The 15,515-nt window shown below is 66.2% G+C and carries 14 protein-coding genes; 6 read left to right on the top strand and 8 right to left on the bottom strand.

The annotated features are described in order from the left end of the window. Positions 1-93 precede the first annotated feature (93 nt). Entirely contained in the window at positions 94-1,347 is a 1,254-nt protein-coding gene (gene tyrS / locus ShzoTeo12_RS06690; protein WP_119258305.1) for a tyrosine--tRNA ligase, read from the top strand. Between the two features lie 47 nt (positions 1,348-1,394). On the opposite strand, the gene ShzoTeo12_RS06685 is transcribed toward tyrS, so the two are convergent. Further along, positions 1,395-4,787, bottom strand: coding sequence for a DUF3971 domain-containing protein (locus ShzoTeo12_RS06685; protein ID WP_318911772.1), 3,393 nt, complete (start codon positions 4,785-4,787; stop codon positions 1,395-1,397). 150 nt (positions 4,788-4,937) lie between these two features. Between ShzoTeo12_RS06685 and bcp the strand changes: the two genes are divergently transcribed. The 5 genes from bcp (at position 4,938) to ShzoTeo12_RS06660 (ending at position 9,773) form a co-directional block, all read left to right on the top strand. Further along, positions 4,938-5,405, top strand: a complete 468-nt coding sequence (bcp, locus tag ShzoTeo12_RS06680; protein ID WP_318911771.1) for a thioredoxin-dependent thiol peroxidase — start codon at positions 4,938-4,940, stop codon at positions 5,403-5,405. A 22-nt stretch (positions 5,406-5,427) separates the two neighbouring features. Continuing rightward, positions 5,428-6,255 carry a ferritin-like domain-containing protein gene (locus ShzoTeo12_RS06675; protein ID WP_318911769.1) on the top strand — a complete coding sequence of 276 codons (828 nt, stop codon included), beginning with the start codon at positions 5,428-5,430 and terminating at the stop codon, positions 6,253-6,255. Between the two features lie 98 nt (positions 6,256-6,353). Continuing rightward, positions 6,354-7,634: a M23 family metallopeptidase gene (locus tag ShzoTeo12_RS06670; protein ID WP_318911768.1), complete on the top strand. Its 1,281-nt coding sequence runs from the start codon at positions 6,354-6,356 to the stop codon at positions 7,632-7,634. A gap of 193 nt (positions 7,635-7,827) precedes the next feature. Beyond that, entirely contained in the window at positions 7,828-9,327 is a 1,500-nt protein-coding gene (locus ShzoTeo12_RS06665) for a DEAD/DEAH box helicase (protein WP_119258309.1), read from the top strand. A gap of 8 nt (positions 9,328-9,335) precedes the next feature. Continuing rightward, on the top strand, positions 9,336-9,773 hold the full coding sequence (locus ShzoTeo12_RS06660) for an NUDIX domain-containing protein (RefSeq protein ID WP_318911766.1): 438 nt from the start codon (positions 9,336-9,338) through the stop codon (positions 9,771-9,773). Here ShzoTeo12_RS06660 and ShzoTeo12_RS06655 read toward each other — a convergent pair. From ShzoTeo12_RS06655 to ShzoTeo12_RS06625, 7 genes are all read right to left on the bottom strand, one after another. Next, a complete protein-coding gene (locus ShzoTeo12_RS06655; protein WP_119258311.1) occupies positions 9,746-10,063 on the bottom strand; it encodes a TfoX/Sxy family protein in 318 nt (105 codons plus the stop codon). The two genes, ShzoTeo12_RS06660 and ShzoTeo12_RS06655, sit on opposite strands and share 28 nt — an antisense overlap. Positions 10,064-10,065: 2 nt before the next feature. Next, the gene (locus tag ShzoTeo12_RS06650) at positions 10,066-11,676 is read right to left on the bottom strand and encodes a molybdopterin-binding/glycosyltransferase family 2 protein (protein WP_318911765.1); all 1,611 of its coding nucleotides are present in this window, start codon (positions 11,674-11,676) and stop codon (positions 10,066-10,068) included. Next, a complete protein-coding gene (locus tag ShzoTeo12_RS06645) occupies positions 11,673-12,371 on the bottom strand; it encodes an XdhC family protein (RefSeq protein ID WP_318911764.1) in 699 nt (232 codons plus the stop codon). Before ShzoTeo12_RS06645 ends, ShzoTeo12_RS06650 begins: the two co-directional genes overlap by 4 nt. Beyond that, positions 12,371-12,697: an XdhC family protein gene (locus ShzoTeo12_RS06640; protein WP_119258314.1), complete on the bottom strand. Its 327-nt coding sequence runs from the start codon at positions 12,695-12,697 to the stop codon at positions 12,371-12,373. Before ShzoTeo12_RS06640 ends, ShzoTeo12_RS06645 begins: the two co-directional genes overlap by 1 nt. Before the next feature lie 22 nt (positions 12,698-12,719). Then, a complete protein-coding gene (locus ShzoTeo12_RS06635) occupies positions 12,720-13,946 on the bottom strand; it encodes a VWA domain-containing protein (RefSeq protein WP_318911763.1) in 1,227 nt (408 codons plus the stop codon). 15 nt (positions 13,947-13,961) lie between these two features. Continuing rightward, on the bottom strand, positions 13,962-14,837 hold the full coding sequence (locus tag ShzoTeo12_RS06630; protein WP_318912391.1) for a MoxR family ATPase: 876 nt from the start codon (positions 14,835-14,837) through the stop codon (positions 13,962-13,964). A 78-nt stretch (positions 14,838-14,915) separates the two neighbouring features. After that, on the bottom strand, positions 14,916-15,368 hold the full coding sequence (locus ShzoTeo12_RS06625; protein WP_205536226.1) for a flavin reductase family protein: 453 nt from the start codon (positions 15,366-15,368) through the stop codon (positions 14,916-14,918). Positions 15,369-15,515 lie beyond the last annotated feature (147 nt).

The following is a 15,515-nucleotide window of genomic DNA, read 5'->3' as shown; positions in this document are numbered from 1 at the left end:
TTGGAGTGATTATGCGCGCAAACGGTGCTAAACGCCCGGCGGTCCGCGGGAAAATCTTCCCGACCAAGCACGATCCCACCAGAGAGACAGGCCATGTCCGAATTCAAATCCGATTTCCTTCGCACGCTGAAAGAGCGCGGCTTCATCCACCAGATTTCCGATGAAACCGGCCTCGACGATCTTCTCGCCAAGGAAACCGTGACGGCCTATATCGGCTTCGATCCGACGGCGCCGAGTCTCCACGCCGGCGGGCTCATCCAGATCATGATGCTGCACTGGTTCCAGAAGACCGGCCACCGCCCGGTCTCACTGATGGGCGGCGGCACCGGCATGGTGGGCGACCCCTCCTTCAAGGACGAGGCGCGCCAGCTCCTGACGCCGGAAACGCTGAGCACCAACATCGCCGGCATCAAGAAGGTCTTCTCCAACTACCTGACCTATGGAGACGGCCCGAAGGACGCGCTGATGATCAACAATGCCGACTGGCTGCTCGGCATCAACTATCTCGAATTCCTGCGCGATGTCGGCCGGCATTTCTCGGTCAACCGCATGCTCTCCTTCGACAGCGTGAAGATGCGCCTCGAACGCGAGCAGTCGCTGTCCTTCCTCGAATTCAACTACATGATCCTGCAGGCCTACGACTTCGTGGAACTGAACAAGCGCTACGACGTGCGCCTGCAGATGGGCGGCTCCGACCAGTGGGGCAACATCGTCAACGGCATCGACCTCGGCCACCGCATGGGCACGCCGCAGCTCTACGCCCTTACCTCGCCGCTGCTGACCACCGCGTCTGGCGCCAAGATGGGCAAGTCGCTCTCCGGCGCCGTGTGGCTGAACCCGGAAATGCTCTCGGCCTATGATTTCTGGCAGTACTGGCGCAACACGGAAGATGCGGACGTTCCGCGCTTCCTGAAGCTCTACACGACGCTGCCTATGGACGAAATCGCCCGCCTTTCCGCGCTCGGCGGCGCCGAGATCAACGAGGTGAAGAAAATCCTCGCGACGGAAGTGACGGCGATGCTGCATGGCCGGCAGGCCGCCGAACAGGCCGCCGAGACCGCGCGCAAGACCTTCGAGGAAGGCGCGATCGCGGAAAACTTGCCGTCGATCGACGTCGCGGCGGGTGAACTGGAAGCTGGCATCGGCCTGCTGACGCTCGTCGTCAAGGCCGGGCTTGCCGCCTCCAACGGCGAAGCGCGCCGCCATGTCCAGGGCGGTGCCGTACGCATCAACGATACGGCCGTATCGGACGAGCGCCGCGTCATCGGCACGGCGGACGTTTCCGCCGACGGCGTGATCAAGCTTTCGCTCGGCAAGAAGAAGCATATTCTCGTCCGCCCGGCCTGAGCGGCCGGACACACTTCACCATCGAGGCCGCCTCCGGGCGGCCTTTTTCATTGGAACTCGAAGATGTTGCGGAAGACGCCCGGCGCGATGATCGAGAGCGGGTTGATGATGAGGTTCGGTTTGTCGAAGGCGCCGGAGAGCTTGAAGGTAATGCCGATCAGGCCGCGGTCGTTGCCGTTGCCGAGGATGATGCCGATCAGCGGCAGCTCGGCGAACAGCCGGTTGAGGCCATAGGCCGGCATGAAGGTGCCGGTCATGTCGATCCGGCCGTTGGCGTCGCGCACGGTTCCCTGGAAGGTCGCGCCCACCGTTTCGCCGCGCACCACGCCGTTGTCGAGGGCGAGCGTACCGCCGCCGATCCGCACCTGCGCGAAGCCGCGCGAGAATTTCACCGCGCTGACGTCGATCTCGCGGCGCACGGCGTCGTTCAGGCTGCGGCCGTTCTCGCCGGCCGGGGTGGAGACGAGCGAGCGCAGCCGCTCCTCGCCGACGAGCGCGAAATTGCGGATGTCGACCGAACCCGCCCAGCCGCCATTGGTCCGCTGGCTCAGCCGCACGTTCAAAAGACCGCCGCGCAGGTGGCCGTAGATATCTGCGAAGCGCGCGACGGCGCCGGCGTCGCCACTCGTCAACTGGATGATATCGATGGCGCCGTTATTGGCGAGCTTCACCACGACCGGTGCGCCGCTCTCCGTCACGGCGGAGAGATCGACCGCTGAAATGCGATCGCCCGCCGTCGCATAGCGGAAATTGACGCCGGAAAGGGTCTCACCGTTGAAGCCCACCACCCGCGAGAGATTGGCCTCCACGCTGATATTCTGCTTGTCCCCGCCGTCGCTGCCACCACCCGGATTCTTCAGCCGCGCCAGCACCTGGCGCAGGTCCGCGGCCTCGCCATCGGCACGCACCTGATAGCCGGACTTGGCGCGGTCGACCTTCAGGCTGAACCGGTCGTCGGCGGACAGGCGGACAGTGGAGAAGTTCGCCGAATCCAGCGTCGTGCCGTGAAACGCGAGATCGCCCGAAACGCTGAAACCGTCGCCGGCAAAGCGGAAACCGGAAATCCGTGTCACCTTGTCGTCTGTATTCGCGGTCAACGTCACCTTGCCGCCGATGCCTGCTCCCTTCGTCCAGCCGAGCCAGGGAATGGAGATCGCGGCAGCGCCGACATCGGCCTCGACCTGGCGCGGACCGTCGCCCTCCTGTTCGAGCCGGACAGCGATATTGCCCTCGATCACGTCGTCGAGCCCCGGGAGCAGCTTGCGCCGCTCCTTGTTGCCGAGCGTCCCGGTCAGAACCGTCTTGCGCGCGATGCCCGCCTTCTTGTCGACCGGCTCGACCAGTTCGAGATTGAGCGGAACGCCGTCGATATCGGCTTTCGCATCGAGACTGGCCACCGTGGGATCGATGGCGAGCAGGCCATGCAGTCCCGTGACATTGCGCCCGGCGATCGGCTTGCGCACGTCCACGTCGTCGAGGGTCAGGGCCGCGGTCCATTGCGGCGGCGGCGGATTGTGCGCGGAAACGACCCCGAAATGCGCCTTCACCTTGGCCTTCACGTGACCGCTGAAATCCTCCGGCGCAAAACCGGTCGCCGGCAGCGCGCGGATCGGCTTGTAGGTCACGAGTTCGGCGATGGCGTCGGCATCGCCGGAAACGTCGATATCCATGTCCGCCATCAGCGGCTTGGTGTAATTGTCCGGCAGCACGAAGGTGCCGCCGGTCAGCGCTACCGTGCGCCCAGAGGGGAAATAGGCCGTGCCACCGGTAATGGAGATTTCCGTGCGCGGGCCGCGCAGGCGGAATTTGCCGGACGTATCGCGCAGCGGCGGAATATCGCCCGCGATGTTCATGCGGGCGCCCTCGATGTCGAAATCGATCTTCAATTCGTTCGCGTCGAGATGCATCGGCACGCCCGGCTCGCGCGGGCGACCTTCGGCAAGATAGAACTCGATGCGGCCATTGGTGATGGTGCCGCCGTAGATGTTCTTCAGAACCCAGCTGCGCGCAATCTTGCCCATCCAGAAGGGCCAGAACTGCTTGACCGCCGCGGATTGGAGCTCGCTGGCGATCATCACGAAGCTCACCTCCGGCTCGCGGTCGGAAAAGCGCATGGCGAGCGAGCCGGCGACATTGCCCTTGTCGCTCGACACGGCCATCTCGTCGAACTGCAGCTTCCTGGCCGCCGGCAGATAGGCGCCGCTCACCTTGGCGTCGAAGCGGATCGGCGCCTCGCTGGAATCGACCGGACGGCTGATCGCATTGCTGAAGACGAGGTCGATGGCAAAGCCCTTGTCCGGCTTGTCGGATACGCGGTCGAGATCGATCAGGCCACCCGTGAAGGGAAAGTGCGAGAGCCCGACGCCGGCATCCGACGAGGCGAGCTCGATGGCGCCCTTGTCGAAATTGTAGGTCGCCTGCACGGTGGACGGCCGCAGCTCGGCGGCGACGCCGTCGCCGTAGATCGCGCCGGCGGCAAGCTTCACGCCCAGCGTCAGCTGCGGCTTTGCCTGTTCGCTCTCGCGGCGCGCGTGGACGGCAAGATCCACCGTCGTATCGAGGCCGGCATGCACCTCGCCGTCCGGGCTGTGGCTGAGGAAGAAGTCGCCTAGCGCAATATTGCGGATCGTCCCGTCGAGCCCCTGCACGGCCCCGTTGCCCGTCGCCGCCTTCAGGTCGATCTCCCCCTCCTTGCCCTGCAGCTCGAAGGCTCCCTCGATGGACATCACGCCGGCATCGTCGCGGGAAAACCGCAGGCTGGCGACGGAAAGCACCACGGGCTTGCCGTTCGGCCCCGCAAAGGTCGCACCGAGTTCGGAAATGCTGACGGCCTGCATCGCGTTGACGTCGATCAGGCGATTGATGCCGTCCAGCCGTTCGAAGGTGGTCTTGAGATAGTCCGGCACATCGGAAATGCGTAGCGCGGCAAGGTCGAGCGGCTTGCTCTTCGGCAGGAGCGCCGCGTTGAACATCGCGCCGTCCACATCCAGACGCGAGACCGCGACATGGCCCGTGGCAAGCGCCCAGGGATCGAGCACGATTCCGACGGATTCGGTGGTCGCCAGCTCCTTGCCCGATTCGACCTCGATGATGCGCGCGTTCTCCGCCTTCAGCGCGAAGCCGTTGAGACCCGCAAGCCGCACGACCGTATGATCGACAGAAGCCCGGTAGCGCGGCCCGAGCGCCTGATTGAGCGCCGTGACGGCGCGGGCATTCAGCGCATTGTCGAAAATCCCCATCTCGACGAGGCCGATGACGACCGCGCCGAGGAACAGCACGAGCGCGACGGCCGTCGCGGCGATGCGGCAGAGAATACCCGTGCGGCTCGCCTCGACGGCATGCAGGACGATGGGCTCATGCGCCTGCGCGGACGGCAATTCATGCAGCGGAACGATGTCCTGCTTCCGGAACACGACTTTCTCGCCGCGGATTTCTCCCATCTCGCGTCTGTTTCCTCTGCCCCTCTGCGCCGCGTTATCCCATGGAATTGCCGCGCATCGCCTGCTCGCCGCTGGACGATTCTGCCTGTCACTATATATGCGGGAAGCCGTGTCCCTGACTCAAAAAGCCGGCCAAAGAAAGGAAATCCCATGGCAGAACTCGTCCGAGGCGCCGAAGCGCCGGATTTCACGCTTCCGCGCGACGGTGGCGGTACAATCTCGCTTTCCGAATTCCGCGGCCGTCCGGTCGTGCTGTTCTTCTATCCGAAGGACGACACTGAAGGCTGCACGATGGAAGCCAAGGACTTCACCGCCGCAAAAGCCGATTTCGATGCGGCAGGCGTCGCACTCATCGGCCTTTCGCCCGATCCGGTGAAGAAGCACGACCGGTTCGTCCAGAAGCACGACCTCGCCGTCCCGCTCGCCTCCGACGAGAGCCATGAAACGCTGGAGGCCTATGGCGTGTGGAAGGAAAAGAGCATGTATGGCCGCACCTATATGGGCGTCGAGCGCACGACGGTGCTCGTCGATGCCGAGGGCAAGATCGCGGAGATCTGGCCGAAGGTGAAGGTCAAGGGCCATGTCGAGGCGGTGCTCGACGCTGCCAGGAAACTTTAAGAACCGGAAACAGGGCACTGAGATGACAGATCTTCCGCATATCGAAAGCCTGCGCGGTGGGGCGACGGCGGCAATCCTTGCGGCCGACCTCGACCTGAAGACGGCGCTGGCGCAGGAGACCGCCCGGCGCTGGTTCGCCCGCACGCTTTCGATGCGCTCGCCGCGCGATCCCGCACTGCCGCTCCGGCCGGGCCGCCCGGAAAAGCCGGAGCTCATTCCGCCCAGGCATATGGAGAAGCGCTCGCTGCACACATTGAAAGGCCGCATCGCCCTTCTCCATGCCCTCGCCCATATCGAGCTCAACGCCGTGGACCTCGCGCTCGACATCGTCGCCCGCTTCACGACGGAGCGGGTGCCGCATTCCTTCTTCGACGGCTGGATGCAGGTGGCGTTCGAGGAGGCCAAGCACTTCCGGCTCGTGCGCGACCGCCTGCGCGAGCTCGGCGCGGACTATGGCGACCTGCCGGCGCATGACGGGCTCTGGCAGGCCGCGCACGACACGCGCAACGACCTGACGGCGCGCCTTGCCGTGGTGCCGCTCATCCTGGAAGCGCGCGGCCTCGACGTGACGCCGACCCTGCAGGCGAAGATGCGCGAGACGGGCGACCATGTCAGCGCCGACATCCTCGACGTCATCTACAACGACGAGAAAGGCCATGTGGCCGTCGGGGCCAAATGGTTCCGCTTCCTCTGCGCCCGGGAGAAGAAGGACCCGTCCGTCGCCTTCAAGGAGCTTGTCCGCCTGAATTTCCGGAGCCCCTTGAAACCGCCCTTCAACGATATAGCCCGCGCCGAGGCGGGATTGACGCCGTCCTTCTACCGGGCGCTCGTTTCCGTCAGCCAGAGCTGATATTCCGGGCGGAAAAACCGCCCTGGAAAGGCTTTATTAACCCTAACAATGTGTAATTCCCTGCACGAGAACCATGAGAATCGGCCGGGGAGTTTTAGGTGGCGGAGCGTCCTGAAAACCGTGTCTTCGGAAAACGCGCGCAGCAGCATGTCGTGATCCTGGCGAGCGGCGACAAGATCCGCCATATGACCATCCGTCCCTGGATGGCCGCTGTGACGCTCTGCTTTGCCGGCATGTTCACCGTCGGCTATCTCGCTGCCACCTCCTATCTCGTCCTGCGCGACGACCTGATCGGCGCCACCATGGCGCGCCAGGCCCGCATGCAGCACGACTACGAGGACCGCATTTCCGCCCTCCGCGCCCAGGTCGACCGCGTCACCAGCCGCCAGCTCCTCGATCAGCAAGTGGTGGAGGAGAAGGTCGAGAAGCTGATGCAGCAGCAGCTCGCGCTGTCCGAGCGCCACGGCAAGCTCGACGCCCTGCTGAGCCGCGCCGAAAGCAGCGGCGTCGATGGCGGCGAAACGGTGCCCCTGCCCGGCGAGAAGCCAATGACGGACGGACGCCGCGCCGATGCGACCGGCGCGATCGAGGCCATCATGGGCATTACGCCACAGAAGACGACGCAGCTCGCCTATGCTTCCACGGGCGAATCGGTCGCCGACCACGCCGACCGCATGTTCTCGAAGGTCACGCTGTCGCTGAAGGATCTCGAGCACGAACAGCTCGGTCGCATCCAGTCGCTCACGGCCGGCGCCTCGGAAACGGCGGATGCCATCCAGAAGATCCTGCGCCGCACCGGCTTCGACATTGCCGAAGGCATCCCGGCGGACGCGTCCGCCGACACGGCCATCGGCGGCCCCTTCGTCGAGCCGATGAGCCCGGGCGATGCTTTCGAGGAATCGATCAGCGATCTCGACACCGCGCTGGACCGGCTCGACGCCGCCCGCCGCACCGCACGCAAGCTGCCCTTCGGCAATCCCGCGCCCGGCAGCAACATCACCAGCCGCTTCGGCAACCGCACCGATCCGTTCCTCGGCCGCCTCGCCCTTCATGCCGGGATAGACTTCCGCGCCGCGACGGGCACCGAGGTCCATTGCACCGGCGCCGGCACGGTCACGGTGGCCGGCCGCACGGGCGGCTACGGCAACATGGTGGAGATCGACCACGGCAATGGCCTGACGACCCGCTACGCGCACCTTTCCCGCGTGCTCGTCAAGATCGGCGACCACGTGGAAGCCTCCGATCCGGTCGGCCTTTCCGGCACGACGGGCCGTTCCACGGGCCCGCATGTACACTACGAAGTGCGCCGCAACGGCAAGGCCGTCGACCCGATGCGCTTCCTCACCGCAGGCATGAAGCTGACGACCTATATGGATTGACGTAGCGCAAGCCCGGGCGCTTCAGTATGACAAAATTGTCTGCCATCGGCTTCAAATCACTCGCGGATTTACCAAATTCGCTGATTTCCTTGACTTTCCGGCACTTTCGGCATATGTGCGCTGCATCCTTGCGGCTATTGCGCCGCTGAAACCCATAGCGTTCGCAAGAACCGGAACGGAAACTGTTTTCCCTTTGACCACTTTTGCTGATCTTGGCCTGAGCCCGAAAGTCCTGTCCGCCGTCACGGATGCGGGATATACGATCCCGACTCCCATCCAGGCTGGCGCCATCCCGCCGGCGCTCGCGCGGCGCGACATTCTCGGCATTGCCCAGACGGGCACCGGCAAGACCGCCTCCTTCGTCCTTCCGATGCTGACGCTGCTCGAAAAGGGCCGCGCACGTGCCCGCATGCCGCGCACGCTCATCCTCGAGCCGACGCGCGAACTTGCCGCGCAGGTCGCGGAGAACTTCGAAAAGTACGGCAAGAATCACAAGCTCAACGTGGCGCTGCTCATCGGCGGCGTCTCCTTCGACGAGCAGGACCGCAAGCTGGAGCGCGGCGCGGACGTCCTGATCTGCACTCCCGGCCGCCTGCTCGACCATACCGAGCGCGGCAAGCTGCTGATGACCGGCGTGGAAATCCTCGTCATCGACGAAGCCGACCGCATGCTCGACATGGGCTTCATCCCGGATATCGAGCGCATCGCCAAGCTCATCCCCTTCACCCGCCAGACCCTCTTCTTCTCGGCCACCATGCCGCCGGAAATCCAGAAGCTGGCCGACCGTTTCCTGCAGAACCCGGAGCGGATCGAGGTGGCGCCGCCCTCCTCCACCGCCAAGACCGTGACGCAGCGCCTCGTCGCCACGCACGGCAAGGATTACGAGAAGCGCGCCACGCTGCGCGACCTCATCCGCGCGCAGGACGACCTGAAGAACGCCATCATCTTCTGCAACCGCAAGGTCGACGTCGCCGATCTCTTCCGCTCGCTCGACCGCCACGGCTTCTCCGTCGGCGCGCTGCATGGCGACATGGACCAGCGGGCCCGCACGACGATGCTGGCCAATTTCAAGGAAAACAAGCTCACGCTCCTCGTGGCATCCGACGTTGCCGCCCGCGGCCTCGACATTCCGGACGTGAGCCACGTCTTCAACTTCGACGTCCCGATCCATGCCGAGGACTATGTCCACCGCATCGGCCGCACCGGCCGTGCCGGCCGCTCGGGCGCCGCCTTCACCCTGGTATCCAAGCGCGACGGAAAATTCGTCGATGCCATCGAAAAGCTGATCGATCAGAAGGTCGAATGGCTGAACGGCGGCATTGAGGACCTGCCGCAGCAGGCCGAGAGCGAAGAGCGCGAACGCCCCCGCGGCGGCCGCGATCGCGGCGGTCGTGACCGCGACCGCGATCGTTCCCGCGGTCGCAAGGGCGAAAGCCGTGCGGCGGAAACCCGCATCGAGACCAGCGAGACCGAAGAGAAGGTGGAAGCCGTGAAAGCTGAACGCAAGGCGGAAGGGCGGCCGCAGAATTCCGCCCGCAATCCGCGGTCCGCAAACCACGCCGCGCCGCGTCCGGCCAACGACGACAGCCGCGATCGCCGCAACCGCTATCGCCGCGACGAGGATGACGGCCCGACGCCGCTCGGCTTTGGCGACGAGGTTCCGGCCTTCATGCTGATCGCCGGCAAGGCCTGATCCGATCCATGTCCCTTCCAGGCATCGACATGCCGGGCCTCGGTTGTGGCCTGGCTGTTTTGCGTGAGGGCAAGCTTTTGCTCTATCGCCGCCTGCGTGCGCCGGAAGCCGGTTCGTGGAACATCGTCGGGGGCAAGGTCGACCACATGGAGCGCGCCGTCGACAGCGCCCGCCGCGAGGCCGAGGAGGAATCCGGCCTTTCCATCGGCGCCGTCGAGTTCCTCTGCCTTTCCGAGCAGATCATCGCGGACGAGCGCCAGCACTGGGTTTCGCTCATCTATGTCACCGAGGATTTCGCGGGCGAGGCGCGCGTCATGGAGCCGGAGAAGCTGCCGGAATTCGGCTGGTTCCCGCTGGATGCCCTGCCCTCGCCGCTCTCGCGCTTCGCCGCCGATGCCGTCAAGGCGCTCGGCGCGCGTCATTTCGCCCGCAACGCCGCTTCGTAGGCCCGGCGCACCCAGATGGCCATCTCGTCCGGGTCGTCGAGGGCCTCGTCCGGGATCGACCAGTAGGGCATCTTCACCGGCTTGCCGCTCCTGCCCTCGTAGGACCATTGTCGGCTGCCGGCGGCTTCGAAATCCGGCCCGCTTTCCGCATCCGCCTTCAGGAGGATCTCGCCATCCACCTCCAGCGCCAGGATACGGCCCGCATGGTAGATGCCCTTGCCGCCGAACATGCGCCGGATCGTCACCGGCCCGAGCGCCTGGAACATTTCCTCGATCTCATCCCGATCCATCGCTAATCCCTCAGAATACCGCCCGCCGCGACCACTGCCTCCGGCGTGTCGACGTCGACATGCGCCGCCGCGCCGATCTCCACGTCCACCACATCGAGCCCGGCGCTCTCCACGATATGCCGGGCGCCGACATCGCCTTCGAGCTGCAAGATGGCGGCGAAGGTGGAACGCGGCAGCACGACGGGATTGCCGCGCTTGCCGCCCGACACCGCCCGCACGATGGCATGGCTGCCGGCCGCCGCAAAGGCGTCGAGCAGGCGGCGCACATCCGCGCCGGTGACATGCGGCATGTCGGCCAGCATCACCACGACGCCGTCGCAGCCCGGACCGAGCGCAGAGACGCCGGCGCGCAGCGAGGTCGACATGCCCTGCGCATGATCGGGATTGCGGACGATATCGATCCTGAGGCCCGCAAGCTCCGCCTCGATCTCCTCCGCCCGGTGCCCCGTCACCACGAGCACGCGCGATGGCCTTGCCGCAAGCGCCGCCTCCGCCGAGCGGCGGACGAGCGCCTTGCCTTCGAAGGCGGCGAGCAGCTTGTGGCTGCCCTGCATGCGGCTGGCGCGGCCCGCCGCCAGCACGAGCGCGGCGACGGAGAGCGGGCGCTCGGGCATGCGGATATCGCGCGGCTGGGGCCGGCTGGGAATCTCGGCCAGAAGCCCGCCGACGCCCATGCCGGTGATTTCCTGCGGTCCGGGCTTTTCTCCAGCGAAGATGCGGGCAAGCACCCAGTCGAAACCGTTCTCCTTCGGGCTGCGCGCGCAACCCGGCGCGCCGAGCACCGGCACCGACCCGATGCGCCCGAGAACGAGGAGATTGCCGGGATCGACAGGCATGCCGACATGCTCGACTACGCCGCCGGCCGCGCGGATCGCGGCGGGGATCACGTCATTGGCGTCAGTCACCGCCGAGGCGCCGAAAACGACGACGACATCGTTTTCCGGCGCCGCGCGGCGAATGGCATCGGCCACCGCCTCGGCCCGGTGCGGCACGCGCACCTCGTCGGTCAGCCGGCTGCCGGAGGGAGAGAGGCGTTGTTCGAAAAGCCGGCGCGTCTTGTCCATCACCGAGGGCTTGAGGGACGGCAACTCCGTCGCGACGACGCCGACCCGATGCGCCGCGAAGGGCTTCACCTCCAGCGCCCGGCTCGAAGCAAGGACGGCCGCGGCCGCGTGGACGAGCGCGCCGGGCACCGCGAGCGGAATGATCTTGACCGTCGCCACCATGTCGCCGGCCGCGACGCTGACGTGATCCGGCAGGGTGGCGAGCGTGATCGCCGGATCGATGCGGTTGAAGCGGTCGACCGCCGCACGGTCGGCAACGAAAAGGCCGTTTGCCTGCGCATGGAGATTGATGCGCCCGGTCGCCGGCGGCGTGAAGGCAAGATGATCCGGCGGGATAGCTGCGGCGATCAGCGCCGCCGCCTCGTCCTCGCCGATATCGCCCGGCTCAAGCCGCACGGCGATGACGGTCGAAATCCCCGCCCCGGCCAGCGCCGCGCGGTCCTCCTCCGTCAGGATGCGCCCCTTGTGCAGCGACAGCCCCTCCGCGCGCACGCCATGCGCCAGCCGCGCGCCGACCGCGTCCCCGACCGGCACTTCCCCGAAGATCATGGCGTGGCCTCGCGTAACGGGCGGCGGCGCAGATGTGCGACGATGTCGGCGAGGATTGCGACGGCGATCTCCGCCGGGCTCGCCGCGCCGATATCGAGGCCGATGGGCGCCGAGATCGTCGCGATCTCCACCTCGCCGTGTCCCAGCGCTTTCAGCCGCTCGACGCGCTTGGCGTGGGTCTTCCGGCTGCCGAGAGCGCCGACATAGAAGCAGCCGGTGGAAAGCGCCTGCGACAGCGGGAAATCATCGATCTTCGGATCGTGCGTGACGGCGACGAGCGCCGTATAGGCGTCGAGCGGACGGGTCTTCAGCACATCCTCCGGCCAGTCCGCGACGAGATCGATGCCGGCAAAGCGCTCCTCCGTGGCGAAAGCGGTGCGCGGATCGATGATCAGGACGTCGAAGCCGGTGACCTTCGCCATCTGCGCCAGCGCTTGGCTGATATGGACCGCGCCGATGACGACGATGCGGGCGGGCGGCAGGTGGACATTGAGGAAGAATTTCCGCTCCTCCGCCTCCACCACGCCGGACCGGCCGGAGCGGAAGGCGGCGGTAACGGCCTCGCCGAGCGGCCCAGCGACGGGATCGCCCTCGCGGATCACCCGGTCACGCCCGTCGCCGAGATCCGTCAGGTGAAGGACGGCGCGGCGCGCGGCGCGTTCCTTGTTCAGCCTGCGCAGGAGATAGGGATCCATCAGCCCACCCGCTCCACATAGACGCGGATGCGCCCGCCGCAGGAAAGGCCGACGCGCCACGCGGTCTCGTCGGCAACGCCGAATTCCAGCATGCGCGGCTCGCCGTCGCCTATCACCTCCATCGCTTCGCCGATGACCGCGCCCTCCACGCAGCCGCCGGAGACGGAGCCGTGGAAATTGCCCTCGCCGTCGATGACGAGATGGCTGCCGACGGGGCGCGGGGCCGAGCCCCAGGTCTCGACCACGGTCGCGAGCGCCACCATGCGCCCGTCATCCATCCAGCGCTCGGCGATCGTCAGCGGATCGAGCACATCCTTCGCGTCCATTCTTTCCTCCTCCCTCACTCTCTCACGCCGCGGGTAGGAAACGGCGCGGATCGCCGGCGCCGCGCCGCACCATGCCCGAAAGCGCTGCCACCAGATCCGCCATGGCCTCCAGATTGTGCACCGGGCGCAATTCGTCCACATGCGGCAGCATCGCCCGCACCCCGCGCGCCCGTGCCTCGAACCCTTCGAAACGCAGGAGCGGGTTGAGCCAGATGAGCTGCCGACAGGAACGGTGCAATCGGTCCATTTCCTTTTCGAGCAGTTCGATGCCCTCGCGCTCCAGCCCGTCGGTGATGAGCAACACGACGGCGCCCTGCCCCAGCACGCGGCGCGACCAGAGCCGGTTGAAGTCCTTCAGTGTCTCGCCGATGCGCGTGCCGCCGGACCAATCGTTCACCGACTGGCTGCATGCCTCCACGGCAAGGTCGGGATCGCGGTGGCGCATCTGGCGCGTGACATTGCTGAGCCGCGTGCCGAACAGGAAGGCGTGGACCCGGCGGGTCTCGCCGAGAGCATGCAGGAAATGCAGGAAGATGCGCGTGTACTGGCTCATCGAGCCGGAAATGTCGGCGAGCACGACGAGCGGCGGATGCACCGTCTTCGGCTCGCGGTGGCGCGGCAGGATCAGCGCGCCGCCGGTGCGCATGGCATGGCGCATGGTGGCGCGGGCGTCGATGGCGACGGGACGGGTGCTACGGCGGAAGCGGCGCGTGCGCACCTCGTCCATCGGCAGGACAAGATCGGAAATCGCCCGTTTCGCCGCCGCAAGCTCGGCGGACGTCATCTGCGCGAAGTCCGTCCGGCGCAGGAGCTCGCTGCCCGAGGCGGTGAAGCGGGCGTCGATCTCGATATCCGGCTCATCGCGCTCCCTGTGCCGGTCCTCCTGCCCGCCGAACAAGGCGTCCGAGACGCGGGTTTCTCCGGCCTTGCGCTTTTCCCGCTCCTCGTGCCGGGTCACGACGGGCGACATCAGCGCGATCATCTTGCCGACGAGATCGCGCGAGCGCCAGAACAGGCGGAATGCCTCGTCGAAGACCGCGTCGTCCTCGTGGCGCTTGACGAGCGTCGCGTGGAGCGCGGTGTAGAATTCCTCGCGCTCGCCGATGCCGATGGCCTCCACCGCCTCGATGGCGTCCGTCACCGCCGCCGGGCCGAGGCGAAGGCCGGCCTTGCGCAGCACGCGGGCGAAATGGACGATATTGTCGGCGAGCCGCCCGTCACCGGCAGTGCCCGAATTTCCGTTGCCCACCGCCCTTGCCATCGCTCAACCCGCCGCCGCCAGACCGGCCTTCACGTCGTCGAGCAGCTTGCGGCCCTCCGCGCCCTCGATGCGGGCGATATCGTCCTGGTATTTCAGCAGCGTTCCCAGCGTGTCGGAAACCGTTTCCGGATCGAGCGCCATCCGGTCGAGCTCGGTGAGCGCCGTCGCCCAGTCGATCGTCTCGGCAACGCCGGGATTCTTGAAAAGGTCGAGCCCGCGCAGCCTTTGGACATAGGCGACGACCTGCTGCGAGAGCGTCGCATTGCAGCCCGGCACTTTGCGGCGGATGATCTCCAACTCCTGCGCGGCGTCGGGATAATCGACCCAGTGATAGAGACAGCGCCGCTTCAGCGCGTCGTGCACCTCGCGCGTGCGGTTCGTCGTGATGATGACGATGGGCGGTTCGGCGGCGCGGATCGTGCCGAGCTCCGGCACCGTCACCTGGAAGTCCGACAGCACTTCCAGCAAAAAGGCCTCGAAGGCCTCATCGGTGCGGTCGAGCTCGTCGATGAGAAAGACGGGCGCGCGGCCGTCCGGCGAGGACAGCGCCTGCAGCACCGGGCGGCGGATCAGGTAGCGCTCGGAGAAGATATCGGCCTCGATGCGGCCGCGGTCGGTGGTGCCGGAGGCTTCGGCAAGACGGATTTCCAGCATCTGCGCCGGATAGTTCCACTCATAGACCGCCGAGGAGATGTCGAGCCCCTCGTAGCATTGCAGGCGGATCAGCGGCCGGTCGAGGGCGGAGGCCAGAACCTTGGCGATCTCCGTCTTGCCGACGCCGGCCTCGCCTTCGAGGAAGAGCGGCCGCTTCATGCGCAGCGAGAGGAACAGTACGGTCGCCAGCGAACGGCCGGCAAGGTAGTTCCCCGCCGCCAGCATCTCCACGGTCTCGTCGATGGATTGCGGGGTCTGTCCGCGTCGATAGGGCACGTCGTTCCTCCATTCCGGAGGATGAACTTATAGCGCGCGGTAGCCCCGGTCCATATAGAGAAGCGCCGGTTTGTGCTCGCCGAAGGAGACGCCCATCACCTCGCCGATGAGCACCATATGGGTGGCCATCACCTTGAACTCGACGACCCGGCAATCGAAGGCGGCGAGCGCGTCCTTCAGCACCGGCGCGCCCGTCACCAGCTCCTGCCAGTTGCCCATGGCGAAGCGCTGTTCGGAGGTCAGCGAGGGATCGCGGCCGGAAAAGGCATTGGCAAGCTCGATCTGGTCGGCGGAGAGCGTGTTCAGCGCGAAGCGGCCGCTCTTCTCGAAGATCGCGTTCTTGGGGTTGGAAGCATTGACGCAGGCGAGCAGCATGGGCGGATTGTCCGATACCGAGCAGGCGGCGGTGATGGTCACGCCGCGTTTCTCGCCTTCATGCGCGGTCGTCACGATCTGCACATGGCCGGCATAGCGGCTCATGGCATCCCTGTAGAGTGACGAATCCACCACCAACCTGTCCAACACGGCATTCTCCTTTGACACATGAGATACATGGCGAAAGTGAAGAAAAATGTAACCCCCGGGGCCGAAAATTCCTGTCCCGCCAGAGACAAAGCGGATCCCGGA

It is taken from the genome of Shinella zoogloeoides (genome assembly GCF_033705735.1).
Lineage (GTDB): Bacteria > Pseudomonadota > Alphaproteobacteria > Rhizobiales > Rhizobiaceae > Shinella > Shinella zoogloeoides_A.
This window is presented reverse-complemented; position numbering and strand designations above follow the sequence as displayed.